A 16,103-nucleotide genomic window follows, 5' to 3' on the forward strand; every position below is an offset into this window, starting at 1 on the left:
CAGGCAGGCGATCGCCGGAGAATGATCGAAGCTGTCTTTCTCAGCTTCCGGAGGCCGTCATGGCTCATACAGCACATACCGATCACTTCGCGAACTTCGCGGAGTTTTATCCGTACTACCTGAGCGAGCATCGCAATCTCGTGTCGCGGCGGCTGCATTTCGTCGGCTCGCTCGGCGTCATTGGCTGCCTCGCGATGGCGCTCGCCACCGGCGACTGGCTATGGTTGCCGGCGGCCGTGGTGTGCGGCTACGGCTTCGCGTGGGTCGGCCATTTCTTCTTCGAAAAGAACCGGCCTGCCACCTTCCGTCATCCGTTTTACAGCCTGATGGGCGACTGGGTGATGTTCAAGGACATCTGCGTGGGGAAGATTTCGTTGTAGTTTTATCGGGGCGGCTCGAAGTCTGGCCGCCCTATCACGCTGCCTGGTGCGGCATCGAAGCCGCCGCGCGCTCGCCATCGCCGGCTCGCGCCGCCCGTGCCGCCGCGCGCGAGGCGAGCAACGCGGCGAGCGTCACCTTCAGCTGGTCGTTGTCGAGCGCGGCGAGCAGCATGCCGCCGTCCACGCGTGTGGAGTCGAGTTCGAGCTGATACGTAAGCTCCGCGCGGTCGATCACGAACAGGTCGTACAGCCGCTGCACGGTCACCTGCGCCGGGTTCGCGAGGAGCACGAAGTGCGGGCCGGTATGGTCCTCCTCCAGCCGCGCGATCCACTCGATCTCCTCGAGACGCTGCAACAGCATCAGCGTCGTATCCTTGTCGCGGCGAAGCATCCGGGCAAGCTCGGGCATCGTGTAGCCGCGTCTGCCGCCCTCACGCGCCTCGCACAGCCGCGCGAGCAATTCGAGCGAATCGAACAGATTGCTGCCATCGAACACAGGGCGGTGAAACTGACCGATGCGAATCGCCGGCAACGCCGATGCGATCATCGCGCCGGTCAGCGTGATGAACCAGCACAGGTACATCCACAACAGGAACAGCGGCACCGCGGCGAACGCGCCGTACACCGCCGTATAGGTCGGAATACGGCGCACGTAGTAGCCGAAGCCGCGCTTGGCGAGCTCGAACGCGACCGCGGCGATCACGCCGCCGACCACCGCGTCGCGCCATTCGACACGGCAGTTCGGCAGATAAACGTAAAGGATCGTGAACGCGAGCATCGTGAACGGCAGCGAGGCGCTCGCGAGCGCCCATTCGATCAGCGGTGTGATGCGCTGCGCGGCGCTAAACGACATCGATTGCGTGAACACATACGACGAGATGGACAGGCTCACGCCGATCAGGATCGGACCGAGCGTGATGATCGCCCAGTACACGAGAATGCGCTGCGCGACGGGCCGCGCCTTGCGCACGCGCCAGATCACATTGAACGCGGACTCGACGGTCATCATCGTCATCACCGCGGTGACGAACAGGATGATCATGCCGATCGTGGTCAGCCCTTTGGCCTTCGATGCGAACTGGTTCAGATACTTGAAGATCTGATCGTTCAGTTGCGCGGGCATCAGGTGGTCGGCAAGAAAAAACTGCAGCGACGCCTGAAACGAGCTGAAGATCGGAAACGCGGTGAACAGCGCAAACGCGACGGTGGCGAGCGGCACGAGCGCGAGCATCGTCGTGAACGTCAGGCTGCCCGCGACCTGCGGAATCCGGTCCTCGCCGATGCGTTGCGCCGCGAATTGCGCGAGCCGTTTGAGCGTGTCGAGATCGAAACGCATCCTAACCAACAAACCTGCCTCCTTGCTTGCTGAACCGTCAGACCGGGACTGCGGGAACTCCGCGCGGCGTTTGGCCGAAGCTCCTGGCCGAACGGCTATGAGCGGCCTGTGCAACTGACCGAACCCCTATAATACCCGTTCAATGATGAGGCCTATGAAAGACATTCTCGTGCTTTATTACAGCCGTCACGGCGCCACCCGCGAGCTCGCGCTGGCGATCGCGCACGGCGTCGACAGCGTCCCCGGCATGCAGGCGCGCGTGCGCACCGTGCCGGCGGTTTCCACGGTTTGCGAGGCGAGCGAGCCGGACATTCCCGCCGAAGGACCACCGTACGTCGAGCTGCGCGACCTCGAAGAATGCGCGGGCCTCGCGCTCGGTTCGCCGACCCGCTTCGGCAACATGGCTGCCGCGCTCAAATACTTTCTCGACGGCACCACGCCGCAGTGGCTATCCGGTGCACTGTCGGGCAAGCCGGCCTGCGTGTTCACGTCGACCGGCAGCCTGCACGGCGGCCAGGAATCCACGCTGCTGTCGATGATGCTGCCGCTGCTCCATCACGGCATGCTGATCGTCGGCATTCCATACACGGAGAGCGCGCTGTCCACCACGCAGACCGGCGGCACGCCGTACGGCGCGTCGCATTACGCGCGCGCGGGCACGACCGGCCATGGCATCTCCGCCGACGAACGGACGCTGGCGATTGCGCTTGGTGCGCGCGTTGGGCGCACGGCGGCGTCGATGTCCGAAAGGCCGTGAGCGTAAAGCCGTGAACGAACCGGATCCGCAACCGACCGAACGCGACGACGCCCGTCGTGACGCGGGTGGCGCTGAACTCGCGGCCACGAATTCCGGGGGCCACGCGAACGCGGCGCCCGCAAGCCTCGCGGCCAACGCGTCGGCATCTACAATCGTCGTGCCCGTGCAACCCAAAGCTGCCGCTGCGCTCGTCGCCGCTTTCACACTGGTCTCGATGATCGTGCTTGCCGTCGCATGGGAATGGTGGCTCGCGCCGTTGCGCTCTGGCGGCTCGCTGCTCGTGCTGAAAGCGTTGCCGCTACTCTGCGCGTTGCCGGGCGTGTGGCGACGTCGGCTTTACACGATGCAATGGGCGTCGATGCTGATCCTGCTGTATTTCGCCGAAGGCGTCGTGCGTGGCTGGAGCGATCATGGCTTGAGCGCGCGGCTCGGCTGGCTTCAAGCGGCGCTCGCCATGATCTTCTTCACCTGCGCACTCGCGTATGTCGGACCGTTCAAGCGCGCGGCGAAACGAGCCGCGAAGCAGGCTGCACAGCAAGCCGCCAGCGAACCGACCCCGCCCGCCTGACGCCCAGGCCCCAACACCATCAACCGATCCACATGACCCACACCGCTTTTCTCGCCGCCTGCCGCGACGCCATCGGCGCGACTTACGTACTGACCGATCCGCACGACACCGCTCCCTTTCTGACCGACTGGCGCCGCCGCTACACCGGCGCGGCCTGCGCGGTGCTGTGCCCGGCCACGTCCGCGGAAGCCGCCGCGGTCGTCAGGCTCGCGGTCGAACATTGCGTCGCGCTGGTGCCGCAGGGCGGCAACACCGGCCTCGCGGGCGGCGCGACACCCGACGCGAGCGGCGCGCAGGCGGTCATCAGCCTGCGCCGCCTGAATCGCGTGCGCGACATCGATCCGCACAACAACACGATCACGGTCGAAGCCGGCGTGATCCTCGCCGACGTGCAGAAGCACGCCGAAGCGGCCGGGCGTCTGTTTGCGCTGAGCCTCGCCGCCGAAGGCAGCTGCACGATCGGCGGCAATCTGTCGACCAACGCGGGCGGCACCGGCGTGCTGCGCTATGGCAACTCGCGCGAGCTATGCCTCGGCCTCGAAGTGGTGACGCCGCAAGGCGAACTGTGGGACGGCCTGCGCGGGCTGCGCAAGGACAACACCGGCTACGATCTGCGCGACCTGTTCATCGGCGCGGAAGGCACGCTTGGCCTGATCACCGCGGCGGTGCTCAAGCTGCATCCGCAGCCGGCCGCGCGCGTCACCGCGCTCGCCGCGCTCGCGTCGCCGCATGCGGCGCTCGATTTTCTCGCGCTCACGCAACGCGTCGCCGGGCCGCTCCTGACCGGCTTCGAACTGATGTCGGATTTCTGCCTGCGCCTCGTCGGCCGGCATTTCGAGCAGATGCGTTATCCGTTCGCCGAACCGCATGCGCAGGTCGTGCTGCTCGAACTGTCGGACAGCGAAAGCGAAGTGCACGCGCGCACGCTGTTCGAGGGGCTGATGGAAACCGCGCTCGAACAAGGTCTCGTGGAAGACGCCGTGGTGGCGGAAAACCTCGCGCAGTCTCGCGCGTTCTGGAATCTGCGCGAGCACATTCCGCTCGCCCAGGCCGAGGAGGGCCTGAACATCAAGCACGACATCGCGGTGCCGATTTCACGCATCGGCCACTTCATCGAAGCGACCGATGCGGCAATCGCGCAAGCCGCGCCGGGCGCGCGCATGGTCACGTTCGGCCATCTCGGCGACGGCAATCTGCACTACAACGTGCAGGCGCCCGAGGGCGTCGATGCGAAGGAGTTTCTGCGGCAGTACCAGAGCCCGATCAACCGGATCGTCTACGACAGCGTCGATGCGCATCGCGGCAGCATCAGCGCGGAACACGGACTCGGCCAGTTGAAGATCGACGAAGCCGCCCGCTACAAGCAGGACGTCGAGGTGCGGATGATGCGCGCGATCAAGCAGGCGCTCGATCCGCTGAACCTGATGAATCCGGGCAAGGTGCTACGCTAATATCTGAAGCCTGCGCGATCCGGCGCGCAGGCGTTTTGCAGGAGTCGCGTCCGTGAAGATTCGCGTGCTGTCCGATCTGCATCTGGAAAACGACGAGCCTGAACTGATCCCGCATGCGCAGGCGGATCTCGTGGTGCTGGCGGGCGACATCCACAATCATGCGGCCGGCCCGCGCTGGGCCGCGCAGGCGTTCGACGACGCGGTGCCGGTCGTCTACGTGCCGGGCAATCACGAGTACTACGACGGTGAATTCGGCGCGCTGGAGAGCGCGATGCTCGACGCGGCCGCGCAGGTCGACAACGTGCATCTGCTGAACAACGCCGCGCTGGTCGACAGCCAGGGCCGCTGGCGCGTGCTCGGCACGACGTTGTGGACCGACTTCGCGCTGTACGGCGCGACACCGGATGCAATCGAGGAATCGATCGTCGCCGCGCGCCGGGTCATGCTCGACTATCGCGGGCTGATCCAGATGAACTGGCCGCACGACCCGCGCGACGCCGCGCGCGACTTCACGCCCGCCGATTCGCTCGCGCTGCACCAGCATGCGCGCGCGTGGCTCGAAAGCGAGCTTGCCAAACCGTTCGCCGGCCAAACGATCGTGGTCACGCATCACGCGCCGCATCGGCTGAGCCTGGCCGGGCGTTTTGCCGAAGACCGCGTGTCGGCGGGCTTCGTCAACCATCTGCCCGAGCTCGTGCGCGCGCCTGTCGCGTTGTGGATTCATGGCCACACGCATACGTCGTTCGACTACGTGGTGGACGGCACCCGCGTCGTGTGCAATCCGCGCGGCTATTTCGACCGGCGCACGCGCCAGTGGGAAAATCCGCTGTTTGCGTGGGACAAGGTCGTCGAGATCTAGCGGGTGCGGGCCTCTTGCATCAGATCAACCCGCCGCCGCTCACCGCTCACCGCTCGCGCCGCGGCGCATCCTGTGACTCGACCTCGACCGGCACGAGCTGCGGCTGCTGTTCGCGCATGCGGCGCAGCAGATCGCGCGAGGCGGCGACGCCGATCAGTCCAAACATGACGGCCAAGCCGATCATCAGGTGCGTATCCATGGATGTGTCGTCCTTCAGTGGTTACGAGGCGCCGAACGGCGGCGAATCCAGCGCGTCCGCCCAGAGCGGCGACGCGTGAACGACACGTTAACAAATCGACTGCGCGGCAGAAGTAAAGAAATGTTGCGGCGCGGCGCGTGTGTAACAGGCTGTCACGCCGCGTGCCCACTCCGCGTGCCCACTCCGCGTGCCGCACTCCGCGTGCCGCTCGAACGTCAATGCATGACGAGCAGACCGTTCAGGTCCGCGCGAACTGCCGCAACTCCTCCTGATCCGCCGCCAGCGTCGAAGGCAACTCGTCGCGCAGGAATTCGACCCACGTGCGGATCTTCGCATCGAGATACTGCCGCGACGGATATAGCGCATACAGATTCATCTGCTGCGACGTGTACCCGGGCATCAGCCACACCAGTTCGCCGCTGCGCAAACGGCTGATCGCCGAGTAGATCGGAATCAGCGCTACGCCCATGCCCTGGGCGACGGCCACGACCATCGCCTCGGCCACGTTCACCTGAAACGTCGCCGCGCCGAGCGAGACCACTTCCTCGCCGTGCGGGCCGTCGAAGGTCCATTTGTCCGGCGGATTCACCGGCGTCACCATCTGCAGGCAGGCGTGCTGCGCGAGGTCCGCAGGCGTTTGCGGCACGCCGCGCCGTTCGAGGTACGCCGGCGACGCGCACGCAATGCTGAACGCGCTGCCAAGGCGCTGCGACACGAGCCCCGAATCCGGCAGGCCGGTCGCGAGCGTCAGCGACACGTCGAAGCCTTCGTCGAGCAGATCGGGCATGCGCTGCGCGAGCGTCAGTTCGATATGCACGTCCGGGTAGCGCTGCTGGTAACGGCCTACGGCCGGCACCACGTAGTGCTGGCCGAAGCTCGTCATCGCGTGAACCTTCAGCTTGCCGGACGGACGCGCGTGCGCGTCGCTCGCCTCGGCCTCCGCCTGATCCACGTACGCGAGAATCTGCTCGCAGCGCTGCAGATAGCGCTCGCCAGCTTCGGTCAGCGCGATGCGGCGCGTGGTCCGGTTCAAAAGCCGTGTGCGCAGATGCGCTTCCAGATCGGAAACCGCGCGCGACGCGTAGGCCGTCGTCGTATTCAGATGCTGTGCGGCGCCCGTGAAGCTGCCCGCTTCGACGACGCGGACGAAAACGCGCATGTTTTGAAGCGTGTCCATACCTATCCTCAGAAATCGGCATCGATTGTTACACGATCAGCAATGGCGATTGTCTCATGTCTGGTAAAAATGCCTTGCATCTTTACCGGTTATTCCGCAATCGATCAAAAAATATAATTGCGCACAAGCTTCTATAGTCAAATTTGGAGGAAATCGTGCAGTCTCCGGTACTCAAAGGGATCGCCGCGGCCGCGGTTCTTACGATCCTATTAACAATCGCCGGATGCGCAAGTACCGGAGGCGTCGCGCCGCAAACGCACACGATCAATCCTGCGTCGCTCGATGCGGGCAACGCAATCCGCGCCGCCAACGCCGATGCGCAGTGGCCAGCCGCCGACTGGTGGCGCGCCTATGACGATCCGCAGCTGGACCGGTGGATCGCGGACGCGCAAGCCGGCAATCCCAGTCTCGCGGTCGCCCAGGCGCGCGTGCGTGAGGCGGCGTCGATGGCCGGCGTCGCGCGCGCGGCGCTCGCGCCGCAAGTCAACGGCAGCCTGTCGATCCAGCGCCAGCAGTGGGCCGACAACGTGTTCTACGGCCCGGGCCCGCTCGCCGGCGAGCAGTCGTGGAACAACACCGGCACGCTCGGCCTCGCGTATCACCTCGATTTCTGGGGCAAGGACAAGAACGCCGCCGAGCGCGCGCTCGACCTCGCGCACGCCAGCGCCGCCGACGCGCGCGCCGCGCAGCTCGAACTGCAGGCGAATGTCGTGCGCACCTATATCGAGATGTCGCTGAACTACGCGTTGCTCGACATTGCGAAGGCCACGCTGCAGCAACAGCAGCAGATCGTCGACCTCGCGAACCGGCGCCTGAAGGGCGGCATCGGCACGCAGCTCGAAGTGAGCCAGGCCGAGACGCCGATGCCCGAGTACGAGCGTCAGATCGACGCGATCGAGGAGAAGATCGCGCTCGGCCGCAATCAGTTGGCCGCGCTCGCGGGCAAGGGTCCGGGCGCCGGCGACGCGATCCAGCGCCCGGCGCTGTCGCTCGCCGCGCCGGCTGGTTTGCCGGCCGCGCTGCCCGCGGATCTGATCGGCCACCGGCCGGACGTGGTCGCGGCGCGCTGGACGGTCGCCGCGCAGGCGCGCGGCATCGACGTCGCCAAGGCCGGGTTCTATCCCGACATCAACCTGCTCGCGTCGATCGGCGGCTATGCGGCGATGGGGCCGCTGTTCCAGTTCCTGAAGAATCCGTCGCATAGCTGGAGCGTGGGTCCCGCGCTGACGCTGCCGATCTTCGACGGCGGCCGGCTGCGCTCGCAGCTCGGCGCGGCGTCGGCGGGCTACGACGAGGCCATCGAGCGCTACAACCAGTCGATCGTGGGCGCGCTGAAGGACATCTCCGACCAGGTGATCCGCATCCGTTCGCTGACCACCCAGGCCGACGACGCCGACCGCTCGGTCGCCGCCGCGCGCAGGAACTACGAGCTGTCGCGCGAAGGCTACCGGCGCGGCTTGACCGACTATCTGAACGTGCTGGTCGCGCAAAACCAGTTGCTGCGCGCGCAGGAAGGTGTCGCCAAAGTGCAGGCCGAGCGGCTCGGCGCGCATGCGTCGTTGATGACGGCGCTCGGCGGCGGTCTCGACGATCCGGCCAACGGTCCGCGGGATAACGAAACGTTGCCGGCGCATGGCAAGGGCAGCGGCGAGATCAAGAGCGGAACGGCGAGTAGCGACACGGCAACAGCGGATGCGAACGCCAAGACCAACGCAGCCATCACCGCCACCACCGCCTCGCGCGCCACGAACGCGCCCGCGTCCGAGTAAGGAAGGCCATGTCCTCCTCGCCCTCCCCGTCGAGCGCGCGCCCCGCCTCGTTCGCCGCGCTCTACGAAGCCGCCGCCCACTGGGCGCGCACCGACGGCCTCGTATGGATCTATCTGTTCAAGGCGCTCGCCGCGTGCTTCCTCGCGCTCGGCATCGCGATGAAGCTCGATCTGCCGCAGCCCCGCACCGCGATGACCACCGTGTTCATCGTGATGCAGCCGCAAAGCGGCGCAGTGTTCGCGAAGAGCTTCTATCGGATCTGCGGCACGCTGGTCGGTCTCGTCGTGATGCTCGCGCTGATCGGACTGTTCGCGCAGCAGCCGGAGCTGTTCCTCGTCACGACCGCGATCTGGGTCGGCATCTGCACCGCCGGCGCCGCGCGCAATCGCAACTTCCGTTCGTACGGCTTCGTGCTGGCGGGCTACACGGCCGCGCTGATCGGCATCCCCGCTTCGCAGCATCCGGACGGCGCGTTCCTGAGCGCGCTCACGCGGGTTGCGGAAGTGGTGATCGGCATCATCTGCGCGGGCGCGGTCAGCGGCCTCGTGTTTCCGCAGTTCGCCGGCCTGCAGATGCGCAGCACCGTGCGTGCGCGCTTCTCCGCGTTCGTCGAGTACGTGTCGGCGTCGCTTGCCGGGCGCAACGACCGCGCCCAGATCGAGGCGACCAATGCGCGCTTCGTCGCCGACATCGTCGGCTTCGAGGCCGCGCGCAGCATCGCCGTGTTCGAAGGCCCCGATTCGCGGATGCGCGGCGGGCGCCTCGCGCGTCTGAACAGCGAGTTCATGACCGCGTCGACGCGCTTTCACGCGCTGCATCAGCTGATGAACCGTCTGCGCGACAGCGGCACGCACGGCGCGGCGATCGCGATCGCCGCGCTCGAACCGTACTTCAAGGAGATCGCGCCGTTGCTCGCGAAGTCGGGCGAGCCGGTGCTGAGCGCGGCCGACGCCGCGCACGCCGCGGCCCAGCTCGACACCTACAGAAGCGAGTTGCCCAAACGCGTGCGCGCGACGCGCGACGAACTCGAAACGCACCCCGACGCGCCGCTGCTCGATTTCGACACGGGCGCCGAGCTGCTGTACCGCTTCATCGACGACCTGCATGCGTACGCGGCGACCTACGCGTCGCTCGCCGTCGATAAGCACGCGCGCGAACGCTGGATCGAGCGCTACGAGCCGAAAACCAACGCGATCGCGGCCGGCGTCGCGGGCCTGCGCGCGGCCATCGTGATGATGGTGCTCGGGGCGTTCTGGATCGCCACCGCTTGGCCGAGCGGCTCGACGTTGACGCTGGTCGCAGCGACCGTGTGCGCGCTCGCGTCGGCGTCGCCGGATCCGAAGCGCACCGCGTTCAAGATGGCCGGCGGCACGGTGCTCGCGACGCTGATGGGCATGATCGCGGTGTTCGGCGTGTATCCGCACATCGACGGCTTCGTGATGCTGTGCGTCGCGCTCACGCCGTTCCTGCTGCTCGGCGTGTTGATGACCACGCGTGCGACGCTCGCGGGCTACGGCGTCGGCTACTGCATCTTCTTCTGCTTCCTCGCCGGCCCCGACAACGTGATTCACTACGACCCGAGCGCGTTCATGAACGACGCGCTCGCGCTGGTGCTGTCGATGCTGGTGTCGTCGATCGCGTTCGCGGTGCTGCTGCCGCCGTCGACGCCGTGGCTGCGCAACCGCCTGCTCGTCGACCTGCGCCGCCAGGTGCTGCTGGCCGGCCGCGCGGGTCTGGCACGCGTGCGCTCGCGTTTCGAAAGCGGCGCGCGCGATCTGATGTTCCAGATCGACGCGCTGTCGCAGAACGAGCCCGAAACGAAGCGCGACACGCTGCGCTGGCTGTTTTCGGTGTTGGAGATCGGCAACGCGGTGATCGACCTGCGCCGCGAAATCGCGACGCTGCCCAACGAGCCGCGCTACCACAAAGCGGCACCGTGGCGCGTCGCGCTGCGCGCGCTGCGCGATGCGCTCGCGGCGCTGTTCGAGCGGCCGCGGCAGCAGCACTTCGCGCGCGCGCTCGCGGCGACCGCCGATGCGATCGCGCAAGTGCAGCAGCTGATGGCCGGCTTCACGCCATCGCGTGAAGAACGCCATCAGCTGTTGCGCATCCTCAGTCAACTGCATTTCATCCGTACCGCGCTGCTCGATCCGCAGTCGCCGCTTGCCTCGGCGATCGGCGCGCGCGCGGACGCATCAGAAGAAGAAGGAGTTCCTCATGCCGCGTGATATCGCCGTGCTCGATGCCTATGTGCCGGCCATTGTGCTGCTGTTCATCGCGGGCGCCGCGCTGACCTGGCTCGTCGATCGCGTGATCGCCTATACGGGCCTCTATCGCGTGGTGTGGCACCCCTCCCTGTTCCGGGCCAGCTTGCTCGTGTCCGTGTGCGGCCTTCTCGGCCTCGCCGTTTATCGTTGATCAGAGTCGAAACATGACCATCCGAAATCTTGTGGGCTTCATCGCGACAGCCGTCATTTTCATCGTCGCGATCGTGATTGGCCGCGTGCTGTGGGTCCATTACATGGACGAACCGTGGACCCGCGACGGCCGCGTGCGCGCCGAGATCGTCAACGTCGCGCCGGACGTGTCGGGCGCGATCGTCGATCTGCCGGTCAAGGACAACCAGTTCGTGAAGAAGGGCGACCTGCTGATGCAGATCGATCCGTCGCATTACCAGATCGCGGTCGAGCAGGCGCAGGCCGCCGTTGCCGCGCGCAAGGCCGAATTGCAGATGAAGCGCGACGACGCGCAACGGCGTGCCGACATGGATTCGCAGGTGGTGTCGAAGGAAAGCCGCGAAAACGCGACGCATACCGCGTCCGCCGCCGATGCCGCCTATCAGCAGGCACTCGCCGCGCTCGACGCCGCGAAGCTGAACCTCGAACGCACGCGCGTGGTGTCGCCGGTCGACGGCTACGTGACGAACCTGTCCGTGTTCCGCGGCGACTATGCGAGCGCGGGCGCGGCGAAGCTCGCGATCGTCGATAGTCACTCGTTCTGGGTGTATGGCTACTTCGAGGAAACCAAGCTGCCGCACGTGCGCGTCGGCGATCAGGCCGAAGTGCGGCTGATGAGCGGCGGCACGCTGCAAGGCCACGTGGAGAGCATCTCGCGCGGCATCTACGACCGCGACAATCCGCAAAGCCACGAGCTGCTCGCGGACGTGAATCCGACCTTCAACTGGGTGCGCCTCGCGCAGCGCGTGCCGGTGCGCGTGCGGATCGACTCGGTACCCGCGGACGTGATGTTGGCGGCGGGCACGACCTGCACGGTGGTGGTGCGGCCGGGGACGGGTTCCGCGTCGGCGTCGGTGTCCGGGTCGAACAACGCGAGCTGACGCCCGCGCCGCCTCTTATAGCCGGAACTGCCCCACCATCGCCTTCAGCCCGCGCGCCTGATCGTCGAGCGAGCGGGCTGCGGCGGTGGCCTCCTCCACCAGCGCGGCGTTCTGTTGCGTGCCCGGAGCCTATCCGCCTTTTCGTGTGCGAGTCGGTTTAAAAAATCCTACCCCCTCGCCAGCGTGAAGCGCTCGCCAAACAGGATGACAAACTGGTTCATCGCGGACTTCCAGTCGAAGGTTGCCCTTTCGGTCTCTGCGTCAAGGCAGCGGATGCTTGCTGTCATCGAGCCGTCGCGGAGGATTGGCTCCCCAACGTGCTTTTATCTGTTCCGGAGTCTCCGGAGGCCATTTCACGCCCATCCTGATGATGCGGTCTCGGATTTCGACCAGTTTGACACCTGATTCAGAGGTGGAGCCTATATGTTCTATCTGCGATTCCAATTGTCTTGGGAATGAGATTCCATTGATGTTGTAAGTGTTGGGGTTGGCTCCGTGATCGAGAAGGTAATTGACTGCCCCGGTGTCGTAGCCAGTTAGCGCTTCGTAGAGAGATGTGTTCGCAATGAATCGCGCCGGTTCACATCCGCGCCACGCTCCACCAGCAACTTGATGGAGCCCAATTTACGATCGCTTGCAACATCAAAAATTATCGGGGTGCCTTCTGATATCAAATTTGGATCAACATCGCCGTCCAGCATCGCACGCAGGAATTCCGGGTGCGAGCTGTTGAGCGCGACCCCGAGCGGATCGCCAAAATTCGGCACTTCCTGCAAGGGATCGGCTCCGGCCTTCACCACCTCCGACATAACCGCAAGCCGATGCGGGTCGCGCTGCAATGCCTCCTGAAACGCAAAAAACAGCATCGTCATGTTCTTGCGCCCGGGCGTGTTCAGGTCTGTCTCCGGTGCCAGTCGACGGACCTGCTCCATGTCGCCTCGCTCGATGGCCTGCGCCAGTTCGAGTTGCGGGCCGCTAAAAAAATCAGTGGCGGGAAATTTTTTCATTGCATGAACCACAGGGGATAGCGCCAGTAATAGCACCGGCACGACAAGAATTCCGCTGAGTGTTTTCATCGCTTTCAGCCACGTTATTCAAGGCAGCGGAAGCTTGCTGTCATCGAGCCAACGTGGTGCGTTTGCCCCCCAGCGCGCCCGTATCTGTGCCGGTGTCTTCGGGGGCCATTTCACGCCCATCCTGATGATGCGATCCCGAATCTCGATTAGCTTCATGTAGGTCGGAGAATTGGGCGCGGATGCGTTATCGGCAATGCGCGTTGATAGCGCCTGAGGAAACGACAGGCCTTTGATATCGTAGGTGTCGGGGTTCGCCCCATGATCCAGCAAGTAGTCAATTTGATCTAGTGCGCGATTTGCCAGCGCCTCATACAGCACTGAATTACGCAACGAATCGCGCCGGTTCACATCCGCGCCACGCTCCACCAGCAGCTTGAGTGAGCCAGATGTCGACTCTCCTGCAACAAAGAAAATTAATGGATCTCCCTTGTAGACCAGATTAGGATCAACGCCCCCGTCCAGCATCGCGCGCAGGAATTCCGGGTGGGAGCTGTTGAGCACGACCCCGAGGGGGCTGCCAAAATCCGGTACGGCCTGCAAGGGATCGGCCCCGGCCCTCACCACCTCCGACGCAACCGCAAGCCGATGCGGGTCGCGCTGCAACGCCTCCTGAAAGGCAAAAAACAGCATCGTCATGTTCTTGCGTCCGGGCGTGTTCAGGTCCGTCTTCGGTGCCAGCCGCCGGACCTGCTCCATGTCACCTCGCTCGATGGCCTGCGCCAGTTCGAGTTGCGGGCCGCTAAAAAAATCAGTGGCGGGAAATTTTTTCATTGCATGAACCACAGGGGACAGCGCCAGTAACAGCACCGGCACGATAAGGATTCGGCTGAGTGTTTTCATCGCTTCTTGCCTGAAAAAACAAAACCCCACGCTCCGAAAAACGTGGGGTTGGTCAGCAGTCTGAGGGCTACCCGGATGTAGCTCTTCCGGTTTCTGCCTCAAGGTAGCGGAAGCTTGCTGTCATCGAGCCGTCGCGGAGGATTGGCTCCCCAACGTGCTTTTATCTGTTCCGGAGTCTCCGGAGGCCATTTCACGCCCATCTTGATGATGCGATCCCGGATTTCGACCAGCTTCATGTAGGCTGGTGAATCAGGCGCGGAGGCGTTTCTGTTGATGTCATGTGAAAGCGCGAATGGGAACGATACTCCGTTGATGTTGTAAGTAGACGGGTTTGCGCCGTGATCGAGAAGGTAGTCAATCTGGTCGAGTACGTTGTTCATCAATGCTTCAAATAGCACTGAATTACGCAACGAATCGCGCCGGTTCACATCTGCGCCACGCTCCACCAGCAGCCTGAGCGAACCAGATGTCGACTCCTTTGCAACATCAAAAATTATCGGGGTGCCTTCTGAAATCAAGTTTGGATCAACACCGCCGTCTAGCATCGCACGCAGGAATTCCGGGTGCGAGCTGTTGAGCACGACCCCGAGCGGATCGCCAAAATTCGGCACTTCCTGCAAGGAATCGGCCCCCGCCCTCACCACCTCCGACGCAACCGCAAGCCGATGCGGGTCGCGCTGCAACGCCTCCTGAAACGCAAAAAACAGCATCGTCATGTTCTTGCGTCCGGGCGTGTTCAGGTCTGTCTTCGGGGCCAATCGCCGGACCTGCTCCATATCACCTCGCTCGATGGCCTGCGCCAGTTCGAGTTGCGGGCCGCTAAAAAAATCAGTGGCGGGAAATTTTTTCATTGCATGAACTACAGGGGATAGCGCCAGTAACAGCACCGGCACGATAAGAATTCGGCTGAGTGTTTTCATCGCTTTCAGCCCCGTTATGACAGTGTTTCAAGTACGGAGATGTCCTCCGCCTTCTGCTGCTCGATGCCGTCTATTGCCTGCCTGATGAAGTGCCGCGACACCGGCGATCCGCTGCCGGGCAGGGGATAGGCAGTACCGGCTGCACCGGGTAGGGGCGTCCACGTCTGTGCCACGGTCAGAATGTCGCCGTTCACATGGTACGCATTGATGTTCGATGGCGTGACCTGGCCGCCGTAATGCTGGACCGTCTTCGGGTGCAGGCCCGCTGCATTGAAGCTCCAGCAGTCCTTGCCGCTGGCGACGGATGCAGCCGAACACAGGCCACCGCCTAACGAGTGACCCGTTATGTCGATAGGTTCTGCTGAGAAGGCTAATTTTTTGCCTGTATTGACAGCCCTCTCGTAATAGGGCGATTCCCTATCCACGCTTTGGCTAAAGTTGTTCGACCAGTCGGCCAGGCTCGTCATTTCGGTTCCCTTGAAGGCGAGGGTGGGCTTCATATCGTCGCCGAAGACATGACGATCGGGTTCGTATAGCTGCGCTCCAAAATTGGAACCCTTGATTTTCAGGTCTTTCGGCTTCAAGCCATACCAATCCAGAAATTCCATATCCCCGCTGCGGTTCGTCCACCCTTCGGGCACCGGCCTGGACGGCTCGTAGACATGATCGGAGAGTCTGGCCTTCTCCACCGCGACATTGTTGCGCGCAAGCCGTTCAGCCGCTGCCCGCACGCGCCCGGACATGGTCGCATTGCCCGCCGCAATCAGCGCCTTGCGCGTCTGCCACCGCTGCGCCTTGGTCAGTGCCTGTGGTATCTCGATGCGCGGCGGTGTCGCCCGGGCTGCGCGCGCAGCGTTCAGCTGCGTTTGCCAGGTGGCCGGATCATACTGGACGGACAGCACAGGTTCACCGTCCGGGTGACTGCCGGTCCTCCCTTCGGGATTCATTAACGGCGTGCCGCTGTACGGTGACGGAAACAGGCCATTACGCGGACCTTTAACGGCAAGCAGTTTGCCCCGGCGCATCTCTTCGAACAGAGCAACGATGACCCGCCAGCCATCGGTGTCAGGGTTCCGGTCCCGTACATCATGAAAAAACAGCCAGTGACTGTCGATGAGATTCCTGACCAGCTTCCGGTCCTCCTCCCACTTTCCGCGATTCAGTGTGGCGATAGCAAGAAATTCCCGGGTCTCCGCCCTGGCTCTCTGAAGGTCTGCGGCCTTGCCGAGGCACGCTTTATAGTGCCATTCGTCGCAGATGACGTAACAGGTACCCGGTGGCCGCTGGCAGAAAAGCTCCAGGGAGTGCATCTCAAATACGGACAGGGACATAGGTGTGTCGATGGTCTATCTGAAGTCGCTGCCGGGGTGACAGCAGTCAGATAATTACCGTGCGACAGGCAGTCCGTACATGGGCGACGGCCCAAAATCTCCA

The 16,103-nt window shown here is 64.2% G+C and carries 16 protein-coding genes; 9 read left to right on the plus strand and 7 right to left on the minus strand.

Annotated elements, in window-relative coordinates; genetic code table 11:
- Window positions 1-59 precede the first annotated feature (59 nt).
- Window positions 60-380 carry an Mpo1-like protein gene (locus OKW40_RS10345; protein WP_184006183.1) on the plus strand — a complete coding sequence of 107 codons (321 nt, stop codon included), beginning with the start codon at window positions 60-62 and terminating at the stop codon, window positions 378-380.
- A 34-nt stretch (window positions 381-414) separates the two neighbouring features.
- Here OKW40_RS10345 and OKW40_RS10350 read toward each other — a convergent pair whose 3' ends face one another.
- Entirely contained in the window at window positions 415-1,728 is a 1,314-nt protein-coding gene (locus OKW40_RS10350; protein WP_429489601.1) for a YihY family inner membrane protein, read from the minus strand.
- 142 nt (window positions 1,729-1,870) lie between these two features.
- Between OKW40_RS10350 and wrbA the strand changes: the two genes are divergently transcribed.
- From wrbA to OKW40_RS10370, 4 genes are read left to right on the plus strand one after another with little or no spacing between them, the layout of a single operon-like run.
- Window positions 1,871-2,473, plus strand: a complete 603-nt coding sequence (gene wrbA, locus OKW40_RS10355; protein ID WP_184063646.1) for an NAD(P)H:quinone oxidoreductase — start codon at window positions 1,871-1,873, stop codon at window positions 2,471-2,473.
- Window positions 2,474-2,483: 10 nt separating this feature from the next.
- On the plus strand, window positions 2,484-3,041 hold the full coding sequence (locus OKW40_RS10360) for a DUF2069 domain-containing protein (protein WP_429489603.1): 558 nt from the start codon (window positions 2,484-2,486) through the stop codon (window positions 3,039-3,041).
- A gap of 32 nt (window positions 3,042-3,073) precedes the next feature.
- On the plus strand, window positions 3,074-4,492 hold the full coding sequence (locus tag OKW40_RS10365; protein WP_429489605.1) for an FAD-binding oxidoreductase: 1,419 nt from the start codon (window positions 3,074-3,076) through the stop codon (window positions 4,490-4,492).
- Between the two features lie 52 nt (window positions 4,493-4,544).
- A complete protein-coding gene (locus OKW40_RS10370; protein ID WP_184063637.1) occupies window positions 4,545-5,351 on the plus strand; it encodes a metallophosphoesterase in 807 nt (268 codons plus the stop codon).
- A 46-nt stretch (window positions 5,352-5,397) separates the two neighbouring features.
- Here the strand turns inward: OKW40_RS10370 and OKW40_RS10375 are convergent, their stop codons facing one another.
- Together OKW40_RS10375 and OKW40_RS10380 are read right to left on the minus strand one after the other, a co-directional pair.
- A complete protein-coding gene (locus OKW40_RS10375; protein WP_167544144.1) occupies window positions 5,398-5,550 on the minus strand; it encodes a hypothetical protein in 153 nt (50 codons plus the stop codon).
- Between the two features lie 238 nt (window positions 5,551-5,788).
- Window positions 5,789-6,727 (minus strand): LysR family transcriptional regulator, encoded by a 939-nt coding sequence (locus OKW40_RS10380; RefSeq protein ID WP_184021783.1) that lies wholly within the window; start codon window positions 6,725-6,727, stop codon window positions 5,789-5,791.
- Between the two features lie 155 nt (window positions 6,728-6,882).
- Here OKW40_RS10380 and OKW40_RS10385 point away from each other — a divergent pair, with 155 nt between their 5' ends.
- Genes OKW40_RS10385 through OKW40_RS10400 form a run of 4 tightly spaced genes read left to right on the plus strand, consistent with a single transcriptional unit; the run spans window position 6,883 to window position 11,833 of the window.
- Window positions 6,883-8,496 (plus strand): efflux transporter outer membrane subunit, encoded by a 1,614-nt coding sequence (locus OKW40_RS10385; protein WP_429489607.1) that lies wholly within the window; start codon window positions 6,883-6,885, stop codon window positions 8,494-8,496.
- Between the two features lie 8 nt (window positions 8,497-8,504).
- A complete protein-coding gene (locus tag OKW40_RS10390) occupies window positions 8,505-10,724 on the plus strand; it encodes an FUSC family protein (protein WP_429489608.1) in 2,220 nt (739 codons plus the stop codon).
- Complete coding sequence (locus tag OKW40_RS10395) at window positions 10,714-10,914, plus strand: DUF1656 domain-containing protein (protein ID WP_018421177.1); 201 nt, start codon at window positions 10,714-10,716, stop codon at window positions 10,912-10,914. The genes OKW40_RS10390 and OKW40_RS10395 overlap by 11 nt, the downstream gene beginning before the upstream one ends.
- A gap of 13 nt (window positions 10,915-10,927) precedes the next feature.
- Complete coding sequence (locus tag OKW40_RS10400) at window positions 10,928-11,833, plus strand: efflux RND transporter periplasmic adaptor subunit (RefSeq protein WP_429489610.1); 906 nt, start codon at window positions 10,928-10,930, stop codon at window positions 11,831-11,833.
- Window positions 11,834-12,369: 536 nt separating this feature from the next.
- On the opposite strand, the gene OKW40_RS10405 is transcribed toward OKW40_RS10400, so the two are convergent.
- The 4 genes from OKW40_RS10405 to OKW40_RS10420 all read right to left on the minus strand — a co-directional run bounded on the left by OKW40_RS10405 (window position 12,370) and on the right by OKW40_RS10420 (window position 16,000).
- Entirely contained in the window at window positions 12,370-12,909 is a 540-nt protein-coding gene (locus OKW40_RS10405; RefSeq protein ID WP_429489611.1) for an ankyrin repeat domain-containing protein, read from the minus strand.
- 18 nt (window positions 12,910-12,927) lie between these two features.
- On the minus strand, window positions 12,928-13,749 hold the full coding sequence (locus tag OKW40_RS10410; RefSeq protein ID WP_184021769.1) for an ankyrin repeat domain-containing protein: 822 nt from the start codon (window positions 13,747-13,749) through the stop codon (window positions 12,928-12,930).
- Window positions 13,750-13,847: 98 nt separating this feature from the next.
- Complete coding sequence (locus tag OKW40_RS10415; protein WP_429489613.1) at window positions 13,848-14,669, minus strand: ankyrin repeat domain-containing protein; 822 nt, start codon at window positions 14,667-14,669, stop codon at window positions 13,848-13,850.
- Between the two features lie 14 nt (window positions 14,670-14,683).
- On the minus strand, window positions 14,684-16,000 hold the full coding sequence (locus OKW40_RS10420) for a DUF2974 domain-containing protein (RefSeq protein WP_184063614.1): 1,317 nt from the start codon (window positions 15,998-16,000) through the stop codon (window positions 14,684-14,686).
- Window positions 16,001-16,103 lie beyond the last annotated feature (103 nt).

Origin of the sequence: Paraburkholderia sp. RAU6.4a (genome assembly GCF_050435625.1) — a bacterium.
Classification (GTDB): Bacteria; Pseudomonadota; Gammaproteobacteria; order Burkholderiales; family Burkholderiaceae; genus Paraburkholderia; species Paraburkholderia tuberum.

What these genes read in the sequence shown, in the direction of transcription:
- OKW40_RS10345 (WP_184006183.1), top strand. Translation starts at nt 60, where the DNA reads ATGGCTCATACAGCACATACCGATCACTTCGCGAACTTCGCGGAGTTT.
- wrbA (WP_184063646.1), top strand. Translation starts at nt 1,871, where the DNA reads ATGAAAGACATTCTCGTGCTTTATTACAGCCGTCACGGCGCCACCCGC.
- OKW40_RS10365 (WP_429489605.1), top strand. Translation starts at nt 3,074, where the DNA reads ATGACCCACACCGCTTTTCTCGCCGCCTGCCGCGACGCCATCGGCGCG.
- OKW40_RS10375 (WP_167544144.1), bottom strand. Translation starts at nt 5,550, where the DNA reads ATGGATACGCACCTGATGATCGGCTTGGCCGTCATGTTTGGACTGATC.
- OKW40_RS10380 (WP_184021783.1), bottom strand. Translation starts at nt 6,727, where the DNA reads ATGGACACGCTTCAAAACATGCGCGTTTTCGTCCGCGTCGTCGAAGCG.
- OKW40_RS10390 (WP_429489608.1), top strand. Translation starts at nt 8,505, where the DNA reads ATGTCCTCCTCGCCCTCCCCGTCGAGCGCGCGCCCCGCCTCGTTCGCC.
- OKW40_RS10395 (WP_018421177.1), top strand. Translation starts at nt 10,714, where the DNA reads ATGCCGCGTGATATCGCCGTGCTCGATGCCTATGTGCCGGCCATTGTG.
- OKW40_RS10400 (WP_429489610.1), top strand. Translation starts at nt 10,928, where the DNA reads ATGACCATCCGAAATCTTGTGGGCTTCATCGCGACAGCCGTCATTTTC.
- OKW40_RS10405 (WP_429489611.1), bottom strand. Translation starts at nt 12,909, where the DNA reads ATGAAAACACTCAGCGGAATTCTTGTCGTGCCGGTGCTATTACTGGCG.
- OKW40_RS10410 (WP_184021769.1), bottom strand. Translation starts at nt 13,749, where the DNA reads ATGAAAACACTCAGCCGAATCCTTATCGTGCCGGTGCTGTTACTGGCG.
- OKW40_RS10415 (WP_429489613.1), bottom strand. Translation starts at nt 14,669, where the DNA reads ATGAAAACACTCAGCCGAATTCTTATCGTGCCGGTGCTGTTACTGGCG.
- OKW40_RS10420 (WP_184063614.1), bottom strand. Translation starts at nt 16,000, where the DNA reads ATGTCCCTGTCCGTATTTGAGATGCACTCCCTGGAGCTTTTCTGCCAG.